This is a genomic window from Agromyces sp. H66, assembly GCF_004959775.1.
Classification (GTDB): domain Bacteria; phylum Actinomycetota; class Actinomycetes; order Actinomycetales; family Microbacteriaceae; genus Agromyces.
This window is the reverse complement of sequence record NZ_SJZG01000005.1, coordinates 65,553-83,830: the sequence shown is the minus strand read 5'-3', so window position 1 is coordinate 83,830 and position 18,278 is coordinate 65,553. Positions and strand designations below refer to the sequence as shown.

The following is an 18,278-nucleotide window of genomic DNA, read 5'->3' as shown; positions in this document are numbered from 1 at the left end:
CTCACACGTCGCGCGCGCACCGGAACCCGATGTGCGTCGTGGCCGTGTCGTCGGCCTGAGGTGAGCGCGCGGCGGGCCGGTAGCGCAGGCAGTACTGCGGTGAGCACAGGTGCGAGCCGCCCTTGAGCACGCGCCGGGGGATCCGGGAGCCGGGCTCGGCGGATGCCGCGGCGAGCAGGTTCTCGCGGCCGCCGGCGTCGACCGCCACCTCGCCGGGCACCTCGTGGCGCGGCGCGTAGTAGTCGGTCGTCCATTCCCACACGTTGCCCGTCACGTCGTGGAGACCGTAGCCGTTCGCCGGGAAGGTCATGACGGGCGACGTGCCGACCCAACCCGCGGCGCCGGTGTTCCGGTACGGGAAGTCGCCCTGCCACCGGTTCACCATGAGTCGTCCGCCGGGAAACTCCTCGTCGCCCCACGCGAAACGCGCGCCCTCGAGGCCGCCGCGGGCGGCGTACTCGAACTCCGCCTCGGTGGGCAGGCGGCGGCCGGCCCATGCCGCGTAGGCCGCGGCATCCGCGAAGCTCACCTGCACGACCGGGTGCGTCGGCCGGTCGTCGACGGATGAACCGGGGCCGAACGGATGCCGCCAGCTCGCGCCGGGGACCCACCGCCACCACTGCCGCCAGTCGTGCAGGTCGACGGGGCCCGCCGTGGGGGTGAACACGAGGGCGCCGGGCACGAGCTCGGCCGGATCCGCGCCCGGGAAGTCGGTCGGGTCGAGCGGTCGCTCGGCCACCGTGACGTGACCGGTCGACTCGACGAAGGCCGCGAACTGCTCGTTCGTGACCGGATGCACGTCGATCTCGAACGAGCCCACGGTGCGCTCGTGCACGGGGGTCTCATCGGCGGAGAACTCGTCGGAGCCCATCCGGAACGTTCCGCCCGGGATGTGGATCATGCGCGTCGTGTCGACCACCCTTCGACCCTACGTCCGCGCGGTACCTGACCGTCGAGTGTTAACGGCCCATGCCGAGTGATACCGCCAGGGACCGCCTCGAGAGACGGAACGTCAACAGTCGGCGAAGGTGGGAGGGAACGTGGGGCGGTGGAAGGGAGGAGGTCGCGCCGCGGGTCAGGGCAGCAGGCGGGTGGGGCCGCGGAACAGGTAGGTCGTCTCGCGGATCGAGTGCTCGTCGAGCATGAGCATGAGCACCCGGGCCAGCCCCATGCCGAACCCGCCGTGCGGCGGCACGCCGTAGCGGAAGAAGTCGAGGTAGAACTCGAGCTCCTCGGGCTCCAGGCCCTTCTCCTTCGCCTGCGCGATGAGCACGTCGATGCGGTGCTCGCGCTGCGCGCCCGTCGAGATCTCGACGCCGTTGTAGATGAGGTCGTACGAGTTCGTGAGGCCCGGGTCATCCGCGTGCCGCATGTGGTAGAAGGGTCGGATGCTCGACGCGTAGTCGGTGAGGAACACGAAGTCGTGGCCGTACGTCTCCTTGACGTACTGCGAGATGCGGCGCTCGCCCTCGGGGTCCATGTCGGCGTCGGCGCGCGGCACCACGTACCCGTGCTCGGCGACGATCTGCTTCGCCTCGGCGAGCGGGATGCGCGGGAACGGGGCCGTGGGCACCTGGAGCTCGATGCCGAAGAGCTCGGCGATCTCGGCGCCGTGCTTCTCCTTCACCGCCGTGAACGCGGCGACGAGGAGCTCCTCGTGCATGCGCATGACGTCCTCGTGCGAGTCGACCCAGCTCATCTCCGCATCGATCGAGGTGAACTCGGTCGCGTGCCGCGACGTGAACGACGGGTCGGCGCGGAACGCCGGGCCGATCTCGAACACCTTGCCGAATCCGGCCGGCTGCGCCATCTGCTTGAAGAACTGGGGGCTCTGCGCGAGATAGGCCGTCGTCTCGAAGTAGCCGACCTCGAAGAGCTCCGCACGCGACTCCGAGGCGCTGGCCATCAGCTTCGGGGTGTGGATCTCGATGAACTCGTTGTCGATCCAGTACTGGCGAAGCGCGTGCTCGAACGTCGTCTGGATGCGGAAGATGAGGTGCTGCTTCGGGTGGCGCAGGTCGAGGAAGCGCCAGTCCATGCGCTTGTCGAGGCTGGAGTCGGCCGCGATCGGCGTCTCGAGCGCCTCGGACACGACGTCGAGCGTGGCGATCTTCACCTCGAGGCCGCCGAGCTTCACGCGCTCGTCGTGCTTCAGGTCGCCGGAGACGGTGACGAACGTGCCGTGCGAGAGCGCGGAGATCTGCTCGGTCAGCACGAGTGCCTCGGCGGCGCCGACGCTGACGCCCTCGGGATCGAGTTCGCGCACGGCGGGGTTCACGAGCTGCACGGCACCCGTCTCGTCGCGCAGGATGATGAACTGCACCTTCTTCTGATCGCGTACGGTCTCGACCCATCCGGCGACGGTCACGGGGCCGTCGGGCAGCGCGGCGAGGTTCTTGATCAGGGTGCGGGAGGTCACGATCGACCATCCTACCCGCGGGGCTTGCGGCGGATTCAAAGGGAACGCCTCTCTAGACTGGACACCGTGCCGGCCGAGCAGATCCATCTCGTGCGCCATGGCGAGGTCTTCAACCCCCAGGGCGTGCTCTACGGGCGCCTGCCGGGATACGGGCTCTCCGATCTCGGCCGACGGATGGCGCAGGCCGCCGCCGACGACCTCGCCGCTCGCGGTCGGCCCGTCGGCCTGCTGATCTCCTCCCCGCTGCAGCGCACCCAGCAGTCGGCGGAGCCGATCGCCGAGGCGTTCGGCCTCGAGCCGCAGCTCGACGACCGCGTCATCGAGCCCGAGAACCGCTTCGAGGGGCTGAAGATGCACGGCCGCGACTCCGCGCTCCGCGACGTGCGCAACTGGAGCTTCCTCGTGAACCCGTGGGAGCCGAGCTGGGGCGAGCCGTTCCGCTCGATCGCGAGTCGGATGCTGCACGCGATGCACGACGCGTGGGACGCGACCCCGAGCGGCGACGCCGTGATCGTGAGCCACCAGCTGCCGATCTGGATGGTGCACCGTCGCGTGACGGGCAGGTCGCTCGCCCACGACCCGCGTCGGCGTCGTTGCGCACTGTCGAGCATCACGTCGTTCGAGCGCCGCCCTTCGACGGGCTCGGGCGGCGACCGGTTCGTCGAGGTCGGGTACCGCGACCCGGCGGCGGGCCTCGCCGCGCAGGCGACCGACGTGGGGGCCGTGTGATGCGTGTTCGACTGGTCGCGCTGGTCGCGGCATCCGCCCTGCTGCTCACCGGCTGCACGAGCGACCCGCTCGCGGAGCAGTACCGCGAGGGCAGCGGCAAGAACTACATCGCCGGTGACGGCACCATCTCCGAATTCGCCGAGGAACAGCGCGGCGAGACCATCGAGTTCTCGGGCGAGACGGTCGACGGCGGCGCCTTCGACTCCGCCGACACGCTCGGCGACGTCACGGTCGTGAACTTCTGGTACGCGGGCTGCGCCCCGTGCCGGGCCGAGGCGCCGGTCCTCGAGGAGGTGTCGCAGTCGTTCGCCGGCGACGGCGTGGCCTTCGTGGGCGTGAACGTGCGCGACCAGGCCGGCACCGCGGCATCCTTCGAGCAGAGCTACGGCGTCACCTACCCGTCGATCCTCGACGTCGAGTCGGGCACCGCACAGCTCGCGTTCGCGGGCGACGTGCCGCCCGCCGCCGTGCCGACGACCATCGTGCTCGACCAGGAGGGCCGCGTCGCCGCTCGCGTGCTCGGCCAGCTCACCGAGGCGTCGATCCTCGAGTCGATCATCGACACGCTCCTCGCCGAGCAGGCGTAGGCGCGGGCGAAGCGGCGGCGGAGGAAGCGACGTGGACGGCATCGGCGAGATCGTACTCAGCGGGCAGTTGCTCGCGGCCGTGCCGATCGCGCTCGCCGCGGGGCTCGTGTCGTTCCTGTCGCCATGCGTGCTGCCCCTCGTGCCCGGCTACCTCGGCTACCTCGGCGGGTTCACGGATGCCTCGGAGCTGGCCTCCGAGGAACGACGCAACCGTCGGCGGCTGGTGCTCGGCGTGCTCCTGTTCATCGCGGGGTTCACGGTGGTGTTCGTCACCTTCAACCTGCTCGCGGGCGTCGCGGGCGCGTGGTTCAACGCGTACGGCGAGATCATCACGCGCGTGCTCGGCGTGCTGCTCATCGCCATGGGCCTCGTGTTCATCGGCCAGTTCACGTTCCTGCAGCGCACCGTCAAGCCGTCGTGGCGCCCCGCGACCGGGCTCGCCGGCGCGCCCCTGCTCGGCATCGTGTTCGGCCTCGGCTGGACCCCGTGCATCGGCCCGACGCTCGCCGTCGTGCTCACCCTCAGCGCCGACTCCGCCTCGGCCGGCCGCGCCGTGCTGCTCGGCCTCGCCTACTGCGTCGGCCTCGGTATCCCGTTCCTGCTCGTGGCCCTCGGGTTCGGCTGGGTGACGGGGTCGATGGCGTTCTTCCGCCGCCACATCCGCACCATCAACATCATCGGCGGGGCGCTCCTCATCGCGATCGGCCTGCTCATGGTGTCGGGTCTCTGGACCATCTGGATGTACGAACTGCAGGCGGTGATCACCGGCTTTGTCCCCGCGATCTGACCCAGACGCGCTGTCGCGCCCCGACGACCACATCGACGCCCCCGAGCGCGACGCGGCTCCGGCATCCCCTCGACAGCCCGAGGACGGCGCCGTCACCCAGCCGAAGCTCGGCGCAGTCGGCTGGCTTCGCTTCGCCTGGCGGCAACTCACGAGCATGCGCACGGCGCTGCTGCTGCTGCTCCTCCTCGCGATCGCCGCGGTGCCCGGGTCGCTCGTGCCGCAGCGCTCCAGCGACCCGAACGGCGTCTCGCAGTACTTCGCCGACAACCCCGACCTCGCGCCGGTGCTGGACTCGTTCCAGATGTTCGACGTCTACACGTCGGCGTGGTTCTCGGCCGTGTACCTGTTGCTGTTCGTCTCGCTCATCGGCTGCGTCATCCCGCGCACGAAGCACCACTTCGAGGCGCTGCGGGCGCGGCCGCCGCGCACGCCGGCGCGGCTGTCGCGACTGGCCGGGTACACCGAGCGGCCGCTGGTGGTCCCTGAGCCCGCCGAAGGGACGGCCGCTTCGACCGGCTCAGCGACCGATGCGGCGGCGGATGCGGCGATCGACGCCGCGGCGGCGCAATTGAAGCAGGCGGGCTACCGGGTCGAGCGGTACGACCTGCGCGGCGAGGCATCCGTCTCGGCCGAACGCGGCTACCTTCGCGAGACCGGCAACCTCGTGTTCCACACGGCACTGCTCGGCATCCTCGTCGCCGTCGGCATCGGCGGCGGCTTCGGGTTCTCGGGCCAGCGCGTCGTGGTCGAGGGCCAGTCGTTCGTGAACACGCTCGCCGCCTACGACTCGTTCAACCCGGGCCGCTTCTTCGACGACGCGAACCTCGATCCCTACCGGCTCGAGCTCGAGGAGCTCGATGCCGTCTACGAGACGCAGAACCAGGAGGCCATCGGCCAGCCGATCGACTTCACGGCGCGGGTCTCCGTGCAGGCGCAGGACGGCGCCGCCGAGCCCGGGGTCGTCAAGGTCAACGAGCCGCTGCGGGTGCACGGCACCGACGTCTACCTGCTCGGCAACGGCTACGCACCCACCATCACGGTGCGCGATCCCGACGGCGAGGTCGTGTTCACCGACTCGGTGCCGTTCCTGCCGCAGGACGCGAACCTCACCTCGATCGGCGTCGTGAAGGTGCCCGACGGGCTCGCCGACCAGCTCGGCATGGTCGGCTTCCTGTACCCGACGCAGACCACCCTCCCCTCGGGCGCCTACACGTCGAGCTATCCTGACCTCGTCTTCCCGGTGCTGACGCTCAACGTGTACCAGGGCGACCTCGGCATCGACGATGGAGTGCCCACCTCGGTGTACACGCTGGACCCGTCGAGCATGGAGCAGCTCACGGGCGGCTCGACGGGCGTCGACTCGATCGAGCTCATGCCGGGCGAGACCGTCGACCTGCCGAACGGGCTGGGCTCGATCACGTTCGAGAACGCCGATCCGGATGCCGCGGCCGACGACTACTCGACGAGCGTCTCGCGCTTCGCCAGCTTCGACATCCACAACGACCCCTCGCAGGGCTGGGTACTGGTGTTCGCGGTGCTGATCCTCGCCGGGCTCCTCGTGTCGCTCTTCGTGCCGCGCCGGCGCATGTGGGTGAAGGCCGCGCGCCGGCCCGACGGCACGGTGGTGCTCGAGTACGCGGGACTCGCCCGGGGCGAGGACCCGGGCCTCGAGGACGCCGTGGCGGCGTTCGCCGACAAGCACGCGGGCGGACCTCCTCAACCCGCGAAGCGAAATCCTTCGACGTAAGGTAGAACAGTGACGCTCGACCAGATCTCCATCACGCTCGTGTACTCGGCCATGGCCGTGTACGCGGTCGCGTTCATCGCGTACGCGATCGACCTGGCGCGGCGATCGGCTGCCGCCACCGCAGCGGTCGCCGTCGCGGTCGAAGCGCCCGCCGCGGTAGGCGCGCCCGTGTCGACGAAGGTCGCCGAGCCTGTCGAAGCGGCCGCAGCGGTGGAGGCGCCCGCTTCGACGAGCTCAGCGAACGGCGCCATGGCCTACGGCCGCTCGCCGTCGCTGCGCGTGGGCGTGGCGATGACGGTCGTCGCGTGGCTGCTGCACCTGGCCGCCGACGTCACGCGCGGCATCGCCGCCGAGCGCGTGCCGTGGGCGAACATGTACGAGTTCGCGCTCACCGGCACCCTCATCATCACCACGGTCTACCTGCTCGTGCTCGTGGTCTCGAAGCACGACCTGCGCTTCCTCGGCACGTTCGTCACCGGTCTGGTGCTCGTGCTCCTCGGCGTCGCGACCGTGAACTTCTACGTGAGCGTCGTGCCGCTGCCGCCGGCCCTGCAGTCGGCGTGGCTCGTCATCCACGTGTTCGTCGCGACCTCGTCGGTGGGCTTCTTCGCGCTCGGGTTCGCACTCTCGGTCGTGCAGCTCCTGCAGTCGCGACGCGAATCGCTCGTGGCATCCGCCAAGGCCGTCAAGCAATCGTTCCTCGCGACGCTGCCCGACTCGGCGACCCTCGAGAACCTCGCCTACCGGGTCACGATCGTCGGCTTCATCCTGTGGACGTTCACCCTCATGGCCGGTGCGATCTGGGCCGAGGCCGCGTGGGGCCGATACTGGGGCTGGGACACCAAGGAGGTGTGGACCTTCATCATCTGGGTGGTCTACGCCGGGTACATCCACGCGCGTGCGACGCGCGGCTGGCGCGGCTCGCGGTCTGCGTGGCTCGCGATCATCGGCTTCTCGACGGTGCTCTTCAACTTCACGGTCGTCAACCTGTTCTTCAAGGGACTGCACGCGTACTCGGGCCTCTGATCCCGCGTTGCGCTCACGCTCGCGAGCGGCCACCATCGCACTATGAGGCTGCTCGAGCGTGAGCCCGAACTCGCCGCGCTCGGCGAGGCAGCGAGTGCGGCCGCCGGCGGGCGAGGCTCCGTCGTGCTCGTGCACGGTGAGGCGGGCATCGGCAAGTCGAGCCTCGTGGGCGCCATGCGCGACCAGCCGCCGGCGGGATGCCGCGTGCTGGTGGGCGCCTGCGACGCGCTCTCGACGCCGCGTACGCTCGGGCCGCTGCGCGACCTCACGCCGTTCGTCGGTGCGCGCCTCGGCGATGCGCTCCGTGCGGGCGACCGAGAGGAGGTCTTCGCGGCGCTGCACGAGGAACTCGCCTCGTCACGCGGCACCGTCCTCGTCGTCGAGGACGCGCACTGGTCCGACGAGGCGACGCTCGATGCGCTCCGATTCCTCGCGCGACGCATCGACGCCCTTCCCGCGGCACTCGTGCTCACGTACCGGGACGACGAGCTCGACCGCGGGCATCCGCTCGCGCGGCTGCTGGGCGACCTGCGCACCAACGTGCACCATCTCGCGCTGCGGCGACTGTCGCCGGACGCGGTCGGCATGCTCACCGCTCCTCGCGGCCTCGACGCCGAGCGAGTGTTCGCCCTGACCGGCGGCAACCCGTACTTCGTGGGCGAACTCGTCGCGACCGCCGATGCGGCAGTCGTGCCGCCGACCGTGGTCGACGCCGTCGCGGCGCGTCTGCGCCGCCTCGATCCCGCCACCCAGGAGCTCGTCGAGCAGCTCGCGGTCGTGCCGTCCGCCGTCGGCCCGGCGGAGCTGGCTCGCCTCGTTCCCGGAGGGCCGGGCGCCCTGAGCGCCGCCGAGGAGGGCGGCCTCCTCACGGTGCGGCCCGATGGCGTGCAGTTCCGGCACGAGCTGACGCGCCGTGCCGTGGTCGACTCCCTTCCCGCTTCGCGCCGCATCGAGCTCAACGCCCGGGTGCTCGAGATCCTCGTCGACCTCGGCGCCGACCCGGGCCGGATCGCGTCCCATGCCGCCGAGGCCGGCGACATCGACGCGGTCGTGCGTTGGGCGCCGCGGGCTGCCCGCGACGCGTCCGTGAGCGGGGCGCACCGGCAGGCGGCGGCGCACTACCGCGCCGCGCTCGCCCACGCCGACCGGTACGACGATGCCGAGCGCGCGGAGCTGCTGCAGGCCTCGGCCATCGAGGCGTACACGCTCGGGAGCGGGCCAGAGGCGGTCGCATCGCAGCTCGAGGCCGTGGGCCTCCGTCGTGAGCAGGGTGACCGCACGGCACTCGGCGAGGGCCTGCGCTGGCTCTCGAGGTTCGAGTGGCTCGTGGGTCACCGCCCCGAGGCCGAGGAGGCCGCTGCCGAGGCATCCGTCGTGCTCGCCGACTCGCACGATCGTGGGCTGCTCGCCCTCGCGGTGAGCAATGAGGCGCAGCTGGCGATGCTCGCCCACGACCTGCCGCGCACCATCGAACTGGCCACGCGTGCAGAATCGCTCGCCCGCGAGGCCGGCGAACGTCGCGCGCTCTCGCATGCCCTCACCAACCTCGGCACCGCGCACCTGTTCCAGAACCGCGACGAGGGCATGGGGGAACTCCTCGAGGCGGCGGAGGTGGCCGTCGCCGGCAACTTCACCGACGACGCCGCCCGTGCCCACGTGAACCTCGTCTGGAGTCTGCTCGACCAGTATCGGCTCGACCTCGCCGAGCGGTACCTGGCTCCGGCCCTCGAGTTCTCGGAACGCACCGAGGTCGTGGGGCTGTGGATCTACCAGCAGGTCGAGCGCGGGCGACTGCACCTCGCCAGGAGCCAGTGGGATGCCGCCCTCGCCGCGACCGGGATGCCCGGAGATGCGCTGCCGCATTCGCAGGCGGCCGCCCTCGTCGTGATCGGACTGGTGCAGCTCCGGCGCGGCGACCCCGGTGCCGAGGCGACGCTCGAGGAGGCGCGCCGCGTCGCCGATCGGCTCGGCGACCTGCAACGCACCGGCCCCGTCGCCGCGGCCCGCGCCGAGGCCGCGCTGCTGCGCGGCGACCCCGCCGAGGCTCGAGCCGTCGCCCGTCCGGCGTACGACGAGGCGGTGCGACGGCGGGCGCTGAGCCTGCAGGCCGAACTCGCATCGCTGCTCCGGCGGGCGGGCGAACCGGTCGAGGCGCCCGAGGGCGATCACCCGTTCGCGGTGCAGGCGCGCGGCGAGTGGCGACGTGCGGCCGAGCTGTGGCGATCGATCGGATGTCCCTACCACGAGGCATCCGCGCTGGCCGAGAGCCCCCACGAGGCCGACCTGCTGGCAGCCCTGGCCATCCTCGACCGCATCGGAGCAGTGCCGCTCGCCCGACGCGTGCGGAGCGCCCTGCGCGACCGGGGCGTACGGAGCATCCCGCGTGGTCCGTCGACGCCCACCCGGCGAAACCCGGCCGGTCTCACCGGGCGTCAGGTCGACGTGCTGCGGCTTCTCGCCGAGGGACGCACCAACGCCGAGATCGCCGAACGGCTCGTGCTCTCGGTCCGCACGGTCGACACCCACGTGGCCGCGATCCTCGCGAAGCTGGGCGTCTCGTCGCGGCATGAGGCTGCGCGAATGGCGGGCGAGGTGCTTGCGTGATCTCGGTAGTCGGTCGGTGAGATCTCCGTAGGTCCCCGGATGTCGGGCGACAGTGGGTCGGCGTAGAACAGAGTCAGGCCCCGGAACGGGTCAGCACACGAATCCCAGGAGTCATCATGCCCACCCCACTCATCGCGACCGGCTCGGTGCCGGTCGTACCGCACCGAGACGCCTCGTTCATCGAGCGCATCTCGCTTCGTGCCGGGCTGGCGCTCGTGGCGTGGAGCAGGAGGGCGGAGCGGCGCGGCAGTCGCGAGCAACTCGCCGAACTGCACGAACGTCGGCGCGAGGCCGACCGTCTGCGCACCGAGCTCCAGCGCGACCTCATGCTCGCCCGCAACCTCTGACGCCTGAGCGTCGATGCGGCGCTCAGGCCTCGCCGACCGTGAGGTCGACGAACAGCTCGCCGGCGGCGCGATCGAGGTCGTCGCGCACGTCGGCCGGGTCGACGTCGGGAGGCACGCGCACGAGCAGGTGCGCCTCGAACAGCCGACCTCCCGACATCGGGGCATCACGGCGCTCGGTCGCCATGGACTCGATACTGAGTCCGTGCCGCGCGAGGGCCGCCGACACGTCCCGGACGATGCCCGGGTGGTCGCTGCCGATGAGGTCGATGCTCAGGTGCGACCACGTCTCGGGCGGCGCCGGCTCCTCGACGCCCGGATGCGCGGTCACGTCCATGAGCCCCTCGAGCCCGTCGAGCGCGGCCCGGAGTTCGTCGGCGCGCTCGCTCGGCACGGTCACCACCACGATCCCCGCGAACTGGCCGGCGAGCTCGGCCATCCGGCTCTGCTCCCAGTTCCCGCCGTGGGCGGTGATGACCTCGGCGAGCGTCTCGACGAATCCGGCCCGGTCGTCTCCGATGACGGTGAGCACGAGTGTGGACATGGGGGCATCAAACCACGGCGCGGGCGTTGCGGTCGACCCCGTGACAGAACCCGGCGCCCGTGCTCAGTGCCCTGCGTCCGTGCTCAGTGGCCGAGGCCCGCGAAGAACTCGCCGAGGTCGCGGGCGTACAGCCCGGGCTGCTCGAGCGCCGCGAAGTGCCCTCCGCGCCGCAGCTCGGTATAGCGCACCAGACGGTAGTTCGGCTCGACCCAACGCCTCGTCGCCGGATTGATCTCGGCCGGGAACACGGCCGCCGCGGTCGGCACCTCCGGAACGGGGTGCACGCGCCCCTCGGGGTCGAGCCGCGACTCGTAGTAGATCATCGACGACGACGCGACCGAGCGCGGGATCCAGTAGAACATCAGGTTCGTCAGCAGGTCGTCGGTGGAGAACGCGCTGAGCCCGCCGTCGCTCCACGCCTCGAACTTCTCGAGGATCCAGGCGGCGAGGCCCGCGGGGGAGTCGGTCTGCGCCACCGCGAGCGACTGCGGCTTCGTCGACTGGAGTTGGGCGTACCCGCGGCCGGTGGCATCCGTCTCGTCCCAGCGTGCGAGGAGCTCGCGCTCGTGCTCGTCGGCGCCGTCGGCCCATGAGGCGTTCCGGTGCACGCCGAGCAGCGGCAGGTTGGTGTGGAAGCCGATCACGGCGTCGGCGTGGAGCTGTGCGAGCCGCGAGCCGATGATCGCGCCCCAGTCGCCTCCGGCGACGCCGTAGCGTGCGTGGCCGAGCTCGGTGACCATGAGGGTATGCAGCGCCTCGGCGATGCGAGTGACGCCCCAGCCGGGCTCGGCGGGCTTGCCGCCGAAGCCGAAGCCCGGCAGCGACGGCATGATCAGGTCGAATCCCGCCTGACCAGCAGCCGGGTTCGTTAGCGGCTCGATGACGTGGCGGAACTCGACGATCGAGCCGGGCCACCCGTGGATGAGCAGCAGCGGGATCGCGTCGGCCCTGCCCGACGGCGCGCGGAAGACGTGCAGGTCGACGCCGTCGACCGGCACCGCGATCGGGTCGAGGCCGTTCAGCCACTCCTCGTGCGGACGCCAGTCGTACGCCTCCGCCCAGACGCGGCAGAGGTCGCGGAGGGCCGTGAGATCGGTGCCGGCCGCCCAGGGCTCCGCCGGAAGCGGCTCCGGCCACCTCGTGCGGCGGAGGCGCTCGCGAAGCTCGGCGAGCTCGTCCTCGGCGACGTGGATCGGGGCGGAGCGGTGAGCGCTGGCCATGTTCGATTATCGCGCGCGCCCACGATCGAGGACGATTGAGAGCGTTTCCACAACGTGCGGCTCCACGGAGTCCGACGTGCGCCATTTCACCGCCTCCCACCTGTAAGCGCTTGCATTCATGCGACGGGCGCTGCTACGGTCACGAGCAACGTCGGTGGCACGCGGTCGTGCCGGAAATCGGGGAGTCAAGGATGACGCAACGCGCTCGGGTCCGAAGCTGGTTCGCTCTCGCGGTGTCGGGGGTGCTCGCGGCCTCGGCCGCCGTCGCGGGCGTGGCGATGCCGGCCGCGGCCGAGGAGCCTCGCACGTTCGCCCTCGTGGGCGACCTGCAGTCCGAGCTCGGATGCCCCGCCGACTGGTCGCCCGACTGCGCCGAGACCGAGCTCATCGCCACCGGCACGGCCGGGGTGTTCGCGGCCGAGTTCACGATCCCGGCCGGCTCCTGGCAGTACAAGGTCGCGGTGAACGACGCCTGGGACGAGTCCTACGGGCTGGACGGCGGCGGCGACAACATCCCGCTCACGGTCGCCGGCGACACCCCGGTGCGCGTGGTCTTCGACGACAACCTGAAGCGCGTGGGTCTCGAGGCGACCGGCCTGCGCGGCGCGTACGACGAGGCATCCGACGCCGCCCTCGTGGCCGACCCGGTGCGCCAGCCGGGCAGCGACGAGGTGTTCTACTTCGTGATGACCGACCGGTTCGCGAACGGCGACACCGCCAACGACGAGGGCGGGCTCACCGGCGATCGCCTCACGACGGGCTACGACCCCACCGACAAGGGCTTCTACAACGGCGGCGACCTCGCCGGCCTGCACTCGCAGCTCGACTACATCGACGGCCTCGGTACCACCGCCATCTGGCTCACCCCGAGCTTCAAGAACCGCCCGGTGCAGGGCACCGGCGCGAACGCGAGCGCCGGCTACCACGGCTACTGGATCACCGACTTCACCCAGATCGACCCGCACCTCGGCACCAACGCCGAGCTCGAGGCGCTCATCGCCGACGCGCACGCCCGCGGCATCAAGGTCTACTTCGACATCATCACCAACCACACGGCCGATGTCATCGACTACGCCGAGGGCCAGTACGACTACGTCGACCAGGCCACCGAGGCCTACGTCGACGCCGACGGCAACGCCTTCGACCCGGCCGACTACGCCGACGGGTCCCAGCCGTTCCCGCCGCTCGACGCGGCGACGAGCTTCCCGTACACGCCCACCGTCGCGCCCGAGGACGCGGACCTGAAGGCGCCGGCCTGGCTCAACGACCCGACGCTCTACCACAACCGCGGCAACACCACGTGGGAGGGCGAATCGGTCACGCTCGGCGACTTCGACGGGCTCGACGACCTCATGACGGAGCATCCGACCGTCGTGAACGGCTTCGTCGACGTGTACCAGGCGTGGATCGACCTCGGCATCGACGGCTTCCGCATCGACACCGCCAAGCACGTGAACCTCGAGTTCTGGGAGCAGTGGTCGACGCAGGTGCTCGACTACGCGCACGCCGCCGGCAAGCCCGACTTCTTCATGTTCGGCGAGGTCTACGACGCCGACCCGGCCAAGCTCAGCCCATACGTGCGCAACACCGACATGAACTCGGTGCTCGACTTCACGTTCCAGTCGCAGGCGGTCAGCTTCGCGGCCGGAAACTCGGCGAAGAACCTGCAGTCGCTCTTCGCGGGCGACGACTACTACACGACACCCGACTCGTCGGCCACGGCGCTGCCGACGTTCCTCGGCAACCACGACATGGGCCGCGTGGGCTACATGCTGCAGTCGACGGATGCACCGCTCGCGCGCGACGAGCTCGCCCACGAGCTGCTCTTCCTGACGCGCGGCCAGCCCGTGGTCTACTACGGCGACGAGCAGGGCTTCGCGGGCATCGGCGGAGACAAGAGCGCGCGGCAGACCCTCTTCGCGAGCCAGGTCGCCGAGTACCAGAACCAGCCGCTCGTCACGGGCGAGACCGCGGGCAGCGTCGACCGCTTCGGCACCGACGCCCCGCTCTACCAGCACATCGCCACGCTCGCCGACCTGCGCGCGGCCCACCCGGCGCTCGCGACCGGCGCCCAGGTCGAGCGCTACGTCGACGACGGCGCGGGCGTCTACGCGTTCTCGCGCGTCGACCGCACCGAGCGGGTCGAATACCTCGTGGCGGCGAACAACGCGAACGAACCCCGCACGGTCGAGGTGCCCACGCTCACGGGCGACGGCGCATTCCAGGTGCTCTACGGCGACGGCCAGGCGGTCACGGCGGATGCCACGGGCGTCGTGTCGGTGACGGTGCCGCCGCTCGGCGCGGTGGTGTGGAAGGCCGACCGGCAGGTGACGGCCCCGGTCGCGGCATCCGCCATCTCGGTCGACGTGCCGGTCGCGGGCGCCGGGGTGACCGGCGTGACCCCCGTCGCCGCCGACGTCGACGACGCCACCTGGCAGGAGACGAGCTTCGCGTGGCGCGTCGCCGGCGCGGGTGACGACGCATGGCAGGTGCTCGGCACCGCCGAGGACACCACCCCGCGCGTCTTCCACGACACGGCCGGGCTCGCCCAGGGCACGCTGCTCGAGTACCGCGCGGTGTCGACGGATGCCGCGGGCAGCCGCGCCGCGGCGTCGACCTACGCGTCGGTCGGCAACGCCGTGAACCTGATCGTGGAGGAGGAGCCCGAACCGCCGATCGACCTCGTCACGGTGCCCGGCTCGCACAACTCCGAGATGGGCTGCCCCGGCGACTGGACGCCGGGCTGCGAGGCCGCGAAGCTCACGCTGCGCGCCGACGGCATCTACGCCGGCACGTTCGACCTGCCCGCGGGCGACTACGAGTACAAGGTCGCGCTCAACGGCAGCTGGGACCTGAACTACGGCGCCAACGGCGAGCAGAACGGCCCGAACATCGCCTACTCGCACCCGGGCGGGCCGATCACGTTCTACTGGAACCCGAACACGAAGGTCGCGTCCTCCACGGCCGAGGGGCCGGTCGTGACCCTGCCGGGCAGCTTCCAGTCGGAGATCGGATGCCCCGGCGACTGGCAGCCCGATTGCCTCGCGTCGCTCATGCAGGACGGCGACAAGGACGGCGTCTCCACGTTCGCCACGTCGTCGATCCCGGGCGGCAACTACGAGGTGAAGGTCGCGCACGGCCTCAGCTGGGACGAGAACTACGGCGTCGGCGGTGCGCCCGGCGGCGCGAACTACGCGTTCACCGCGACCGACGGCAAGCTCGTCGAGTTCCGCTACACCCTCGCAACGCACGTGCTCGAGATCATCGTGACCGATCCGCCGCTGGCGGGCACGGGACAGTCGCGGGCGCACTGGGTCGACGAGCAGACGCTCGCCTGGCCGGCCGAACTGCTCGGCGGGGCATCCGCCGACTCGGCAGCCTGGACGCTCGAGCACTCGGCGACCGCCGCGCTCGCCGTCGCCGACGGCGCCGTCACCGGCAGCGATGGCTCGGTCGAGCTCGCGTTCGACCCGGCCGGTCTCACCGACGCGCAGCTGGCGAAGTTCCCGCACCTCGAGGGCTTCCTCGCGCTGCACCCGGTCGGGCTCGACCGCGCCGCCGTGCAGCAACTCCTCACCGAGCAGCTCGCGGTGTCGCAGACGACGGATGCCGCCCTCACCGCGTTCACCGGCGTGCAGGTGCCCGGCGTGCTCGACGACCTCTACGCCGACGCCGTGGCATCCGTGCCCCTCGGCGCCTCCGTGACCGGCATGGAGTCGACGCTGCGACTCTGGGCGCCGACCGCGCAGCAGGTGTCCCTCGAGGTGTGGCCGTCGGGCGGCGTGGGCGACCCGAACCTGATCCCCGCCGACTGGAACGCCGCCGACGGCACGTGGAGCGTCGACGGCCCGTCGGTCGGCGACGAGTACCGCTGGTCGGTGCAGGTGTACGCGCCGACGACGGGGGCGATCGAGACGAACTCGGTGACCGACCCGTACTCCGTGGCCCTCACGACGAATTCGGCGCGCACGGTCATCGTCGACCTCGACGACGAGTCGCTCGTGCCCGAGCAGTGGGAGGAGACGCCGGCACCCGTCGTCGAGCGCGCGGTCGACCGCGCCATCTACGAGCTGCACGTGCGCGACTTCTCGATCACCGACGAGTCGGTGCCCGAGGCGGAGCGCGGCACCTACCGCGCGTTCACGCGCGAGAGCGCGGGCACCGCGCAGCTGCGCGAACTCGCAGAGGCCGGCATCAACACGGTGCACCTGCTGCCGACGTTCGACATCGCCACGATCGAGGAGGACCGGGCCGCACAGGCGACCCCGGCCTGCGACCTCGCGTCGTTCGGGCCGGCGTCGCCCGAGCAGCAGGCGTGCATCGACGCGATCCGCGACCTCGACGGCTTCAACTGGGGCTACGACCCGTTCCACTTCCAGGCGCCCGAGGGCTCCTACGCGGTGGACCCGAACGGCGGCGCGCGCATCGGCGAGTTCCGTGAGATGGTCGGGGCGCTGCACGACATGGGCCTGCAGGTCGTGCTCGACGAGGTGTACAACCACACCGCGGCATCCGGCCAGGGCGAGAAGTCGGTGCTCGACCGCATCGTGCCCGGCTACTACCAGCGCCTGAACGCCCTCGGTGCCGTCGAGACCTCGACGTGCTGCCAGAACATCGCGACCGAGCACGAGGTCGCCGAGAAGCTCATGGTCGACTCGGTGGTGCTGTGGACGACCGAGTACAAGGTCGACGGATTCCGCTTCGACCTCATGGGCCACCACTCCCGCGACAACATGCTCGCGGTGCGGGCCGCGCTCGACGAGCTCACGCTCGAGGACGACGGCGTCGACGGGTCGGCCGTGTACCTCTACGGCGAGGGCTGGAACTTCGGCGAGGTCGCGAACAACGCGCGCTTCGAGCAGGCGACGCAGGGCCAGCTCGGCGGCACCGGAATCGGCACGTTCAACGACCGGCTGCGCGACGGCGTGCACGGCGGCAGCCCGGTGGTGGGCGAGTCGATCTTCGACCAGGGCTTCGGCACCGGCCTCGCCGGCGACCCGAACGGTCACCCCGTGCGCGACGGCACGCGCGACCTCGGTCAGCAGACCGACCTCGTGAAGGTCGGCCTCGCGGGCAACCTTCGCGACGTCGAGCTCGTCGGCTCCGACGGCGTGCTGAAGACGGGCGCCGACGTCGACTACAACGGCTCGCCGGCCGGGTACGCCGACCAGCCCGACGAGGTCATCAACTACGTCGACGCGCACGACAACGAGACGCTCTACGACCTCGGCGTGCTGAAGCTGCCCGTCGACACGTCGATGGCCGACCGCATCCGCATGAACACGCTGTCGCTCGCGACCGTGACGTTCTCGCAGTCGCCGTCGTTCTGGCACGCCGGAACGGAGTTGCTGCGCTCGAAGTCGCTCGATCGCAACAGCTACAACTCGGGCGACTGGTTCAACCGCATCGACTGGACCGGCCAGGAGTCGACCTTCGGCTCGGGCCTGCCCATGGCGGCCGACAACGAGGACAACTGGCCGTCCATGGCGCCGCTCCTCGCCGACCCGGCGCTCGAGCCCGGCGCCGACGACATCGCCGCGGCCGAGGCATCCGCGCTCGACCTGCTGCGCGTGCGCTCGTCGGTCGACCTGCTGCAGCTGGGCTCGGCGGAGCTGATCAACGAGAAGGTGTCGTTCCCGAACAGCGGGGCGGATGCCACGGACGGGCTCATCGTGATGCTCATCGACGACCTCGTCGGCGAGGACGTCGACCCGTCGCTGGAAGGGGCGCTCGTGGTGTTCAACGCGTCGCCCGACGCGGTGACCGAGACCGTCGACGGGCTCGCGGGCCGGTCGTTCGAACTGGCCGACGCGCTGGCGAACGGCGCCGATCCCGTGGTGAAGACCACGGAATGGGATGCCGCGACCGGGTCGCTCACGCTGCCCGCGCGTACTGCGGCGGTGCTCGTCGACGAGCAGGAGCCGCCGGCGACCGCCACCTCGGTGATCGCGGTGCCGAACAAGGTGTTCGCGAAGGCCGGGTCTTCGGTGAAGCTGACGGGTCAGGTGTCGGCCGCCGACGGGACCGAGCCGGTGGGCACGGTCACGGTGTTCGACGGCGATGACGCCGTCGCGACGGCGCTTCTCGGCACCGACGCCGACGGCGGGTTCAAGGTCAAACTGCCGAAGCTCGACGCGGGCCTGCACGTGTTGACGGTCACGTTCGACGGTGGCGAGGGGTACGCCGACTCGCAGTCGGTGCCCATCGTGATCGTGCTCTGGTAGCGCGCCGCCCGTGGGGTGGGGAGTGCCCCCTCACCCCACGGGTGCCC

General features: G+C 71.1%; 12 protein-coding genes. 8 read left to right on the top strand and 4 right to left on the bottom strand.

Features of this window, described 5'->3' with window-relative positions:
* Position 1 precedes the first annotated feature (1 nt).
* Both EZM51_RS10225 and aspS read right to left on the bottom strand, forming a co-directional pair.
* Positions 2-901 carry a formylglycine-generating enzyme family protein gene (locus tag EZM51_RS10225; RefSeq protein ID WP_136708398.1) on the bottom strand — a complete coding sequence of 300 codons (900 nt, stop codon included), beginning with the start codon at positions 899-901 and terminating at the stop codon, positions 2-4.
* Positions 902-1,075: 174 nt separating this feature from the next.
* On the bottom strand, positions 1,076-2,419 hold the full coding sequence (aspS, locus tag EZM51_RS10220; protein ID WP_248305581.1) for an aspartate--tRNA(Asn) ligase: 1,344 nt from the start codon (positions 2,417-2,419) through the stop codon (positions 1,076-1,078).
* Between the two features lie 66 nt (positions 2,420-2,485).
* Between aspS and EZM51_RS10215 the strand changes: the two genes are divergently transcribed.
* The 7 genes from EZM51_RS10215 (at position 2,486) to EZM51_RS10185 (ending at position 10,246) form a co-directional block, all read left to right on the top strand.
* Positions 2,486-3,148 (top strand): histidine phosphatase family protein, encoded by a 663-nt coding sequence (locus EZM51_RS10215; RefSeq protein WP_136708160.1) that lies wholly within the window; start codon positions 2,486-2,488, stop codon positions 3,146-3,148.
* Positions 3,148-3,735: a TlpA disulfide reductase family protein gene (locus EZM51_RS10210; RefSeq protein ID WP_136708159.1), complete on the top strand. Its 588-nt coding sequence runs from the start codon at positions 3,148-3,150 to the stop codon at positions 3,733-3,735. Before EZM51_RS10215 ends, EZM51_RS10210 begins: the two co-directional genes overlap by 1 nt.
* A gap of 31 nt (positions 3,736-3,766) precedes the next feature.
* Positions 3,767-4,522 (top strand): cytochrome c biogenesis protein CcdA, encoded by a 756-nt coding sequence (locus tag EZM51_RS10205; protein ID WP_136708158.1) that lies wholly within the window; start codon positions 3,767-3,769, stop codon positions 4,520-4,522.
* A gap of 31 nt (positions 4,523-4,553) precedes the next feature.
* Positions 4,554-6,269, top strand: a complete 1,716-nt coding sequence (locus EZM51_RS10200) for a cytochrome c biogenesis protein ResB (RefSeq protein WP_248305612.1) — start codon at positions 4,554-4,556, stop codon at positions 6,267-6,269.
* A 51-nt stretch (positions 6,270-6,320) separates the two neighbouring features.
* Entirely contained in the window at positions 6,321-7,295 is a 975-nt protein-coding gene (gene ccsB / locus EZM51_RS10195) for a c-type cytochrome biogenesis protein CcsB (protein ID WP_136708395.1), read from the top strand.
* 42 nt (positions 7,296-7,337) lie between these two features.
* The gene (locus tag EZM51_RS10190) at positions 7,338-9,899 is read left to right on the top strand and encodes a LuxR family transcriptional regulator (RefSeq protein ID WP_136708157.1); all 2,562 of its coding nucleotides are present in this window, start codon (positions 7,338-7,340) and stop codon (positions 9,897-9,899) included.
* Positions 9,900-10,015: 116 nt separating this feature from the next.
* Positions 10,016-10,246, top strand: coding sequence for a hypothetical protein (locus EZM51_RS10185; RefSeq protein WP_136708156.1), 231 nt, complete (start codon positions 10,016-10,018; stop codon positions 10,244-10,246).
* 22 nt (positions 10,247-10,268) lie between these two features.
* On the opposite strand, the gene EZM51_RS10180 is transcribed toward EZM51_RS10185, so the two are convergent.
* Both EZM51_RS10180 and EZM51_RS10175 read right to left on the bottom strand, forming a co-directional pair.
* Complete coding sequence (locus EZM51_RS10180) at positions 10,269-10,787, bottom strand: ACT domain-containing protein (protein ID WP_136708155.1); 519 nt, start codon at positions 10,785-10,787, stop codon at positions 10,269-10,271.
* Between the two features lie 83 nt (positions 10,788-10,870).
* A complete protein-coding gene (locus tag EZM51_RS10175) occupies positions 10,871-12,007 on the bottom strand; it encodes an epoxide hydrolase (protein ID WP_136708154.1) in 1,137 nt (378 codons plus the stop codon).
* A gap of 191 nt (positions 12,008-12,198) precedes the next feature.
* Between EZM51_RS10175 and pulA the strand changes: the two genes are divergently transcribed.
* Complete coding sequence (gene pulA / locus EZM51_RS10170) at positions 12,199-18,231, top strand: pullulanase-type alpha-1,6-glucosidase (protein ID WP_136708153.1); 6,033 nt, start codon at positions 12,199-12,201, stop codon at positions 18,229-18,231.
* Positions 18,232-18,278 lie beyond the last annotated feature (47 nt).

Bases quoted from the DNA above. Each gene is read 5' to 3' on its own strand.
- EZM51_RS10225 (WP_136708398.1), bottom strand. From the start codon at position 901: ATGATCCACATCCCGGGCGGAACGTTCCGGATGGGCTCCGACGAGTTC.
- EZM51_RS10210 (WP_136708159.1), top strand. From the start codon at position 3,148: ATGCGTGTTCGACTGGTCGCGCTGGTCGCGGCATCCGCCCTGCTGCTC.
- ccsB (WP_136708395.1), top strand. From the start codon at position 6,321: ATGGCCGTGTACGCGGTCGCGTTCATCGCGTACGCGATCGACCTGGCG.
- EZM51_RS10190 (WP_136708157.1), top strand. From the start codon at position 7,338: ATGAGGCTGCTCGAGCGTGAGCCCGAACTCGCCGCGCTCGGCGAGGCA.
- EZM51_RS10185 (WP_136708156.1), top strand. From the start codon at position 10,016: ATGCCCACCCCACTCATCGCGACCGGCTCGGTGCCGGTCGTACCGCAC.
- EZM51_RS10180 (WP_136708155.1), bottom strand. From the start codon at position 10,787: ATGTCCACACTCGTGCTCACCGTCATCGGAGACGACCGGGCCGGATTC.
- EZM51_RS10175 (WP_136708154.1), bottom strand. From the start codon at position 12,007: ATGGCCAGCGCTCACCGCTCCGCCCCGATCCACGTCGCCGAGGACGAG.
- pulA (WP_136708153.1), top strand. From the start codon at position 12,199: ATGACGCAACGCGCTCGGGTCCGAAGCTGGTTCGCTCTCGCGGTGTCG.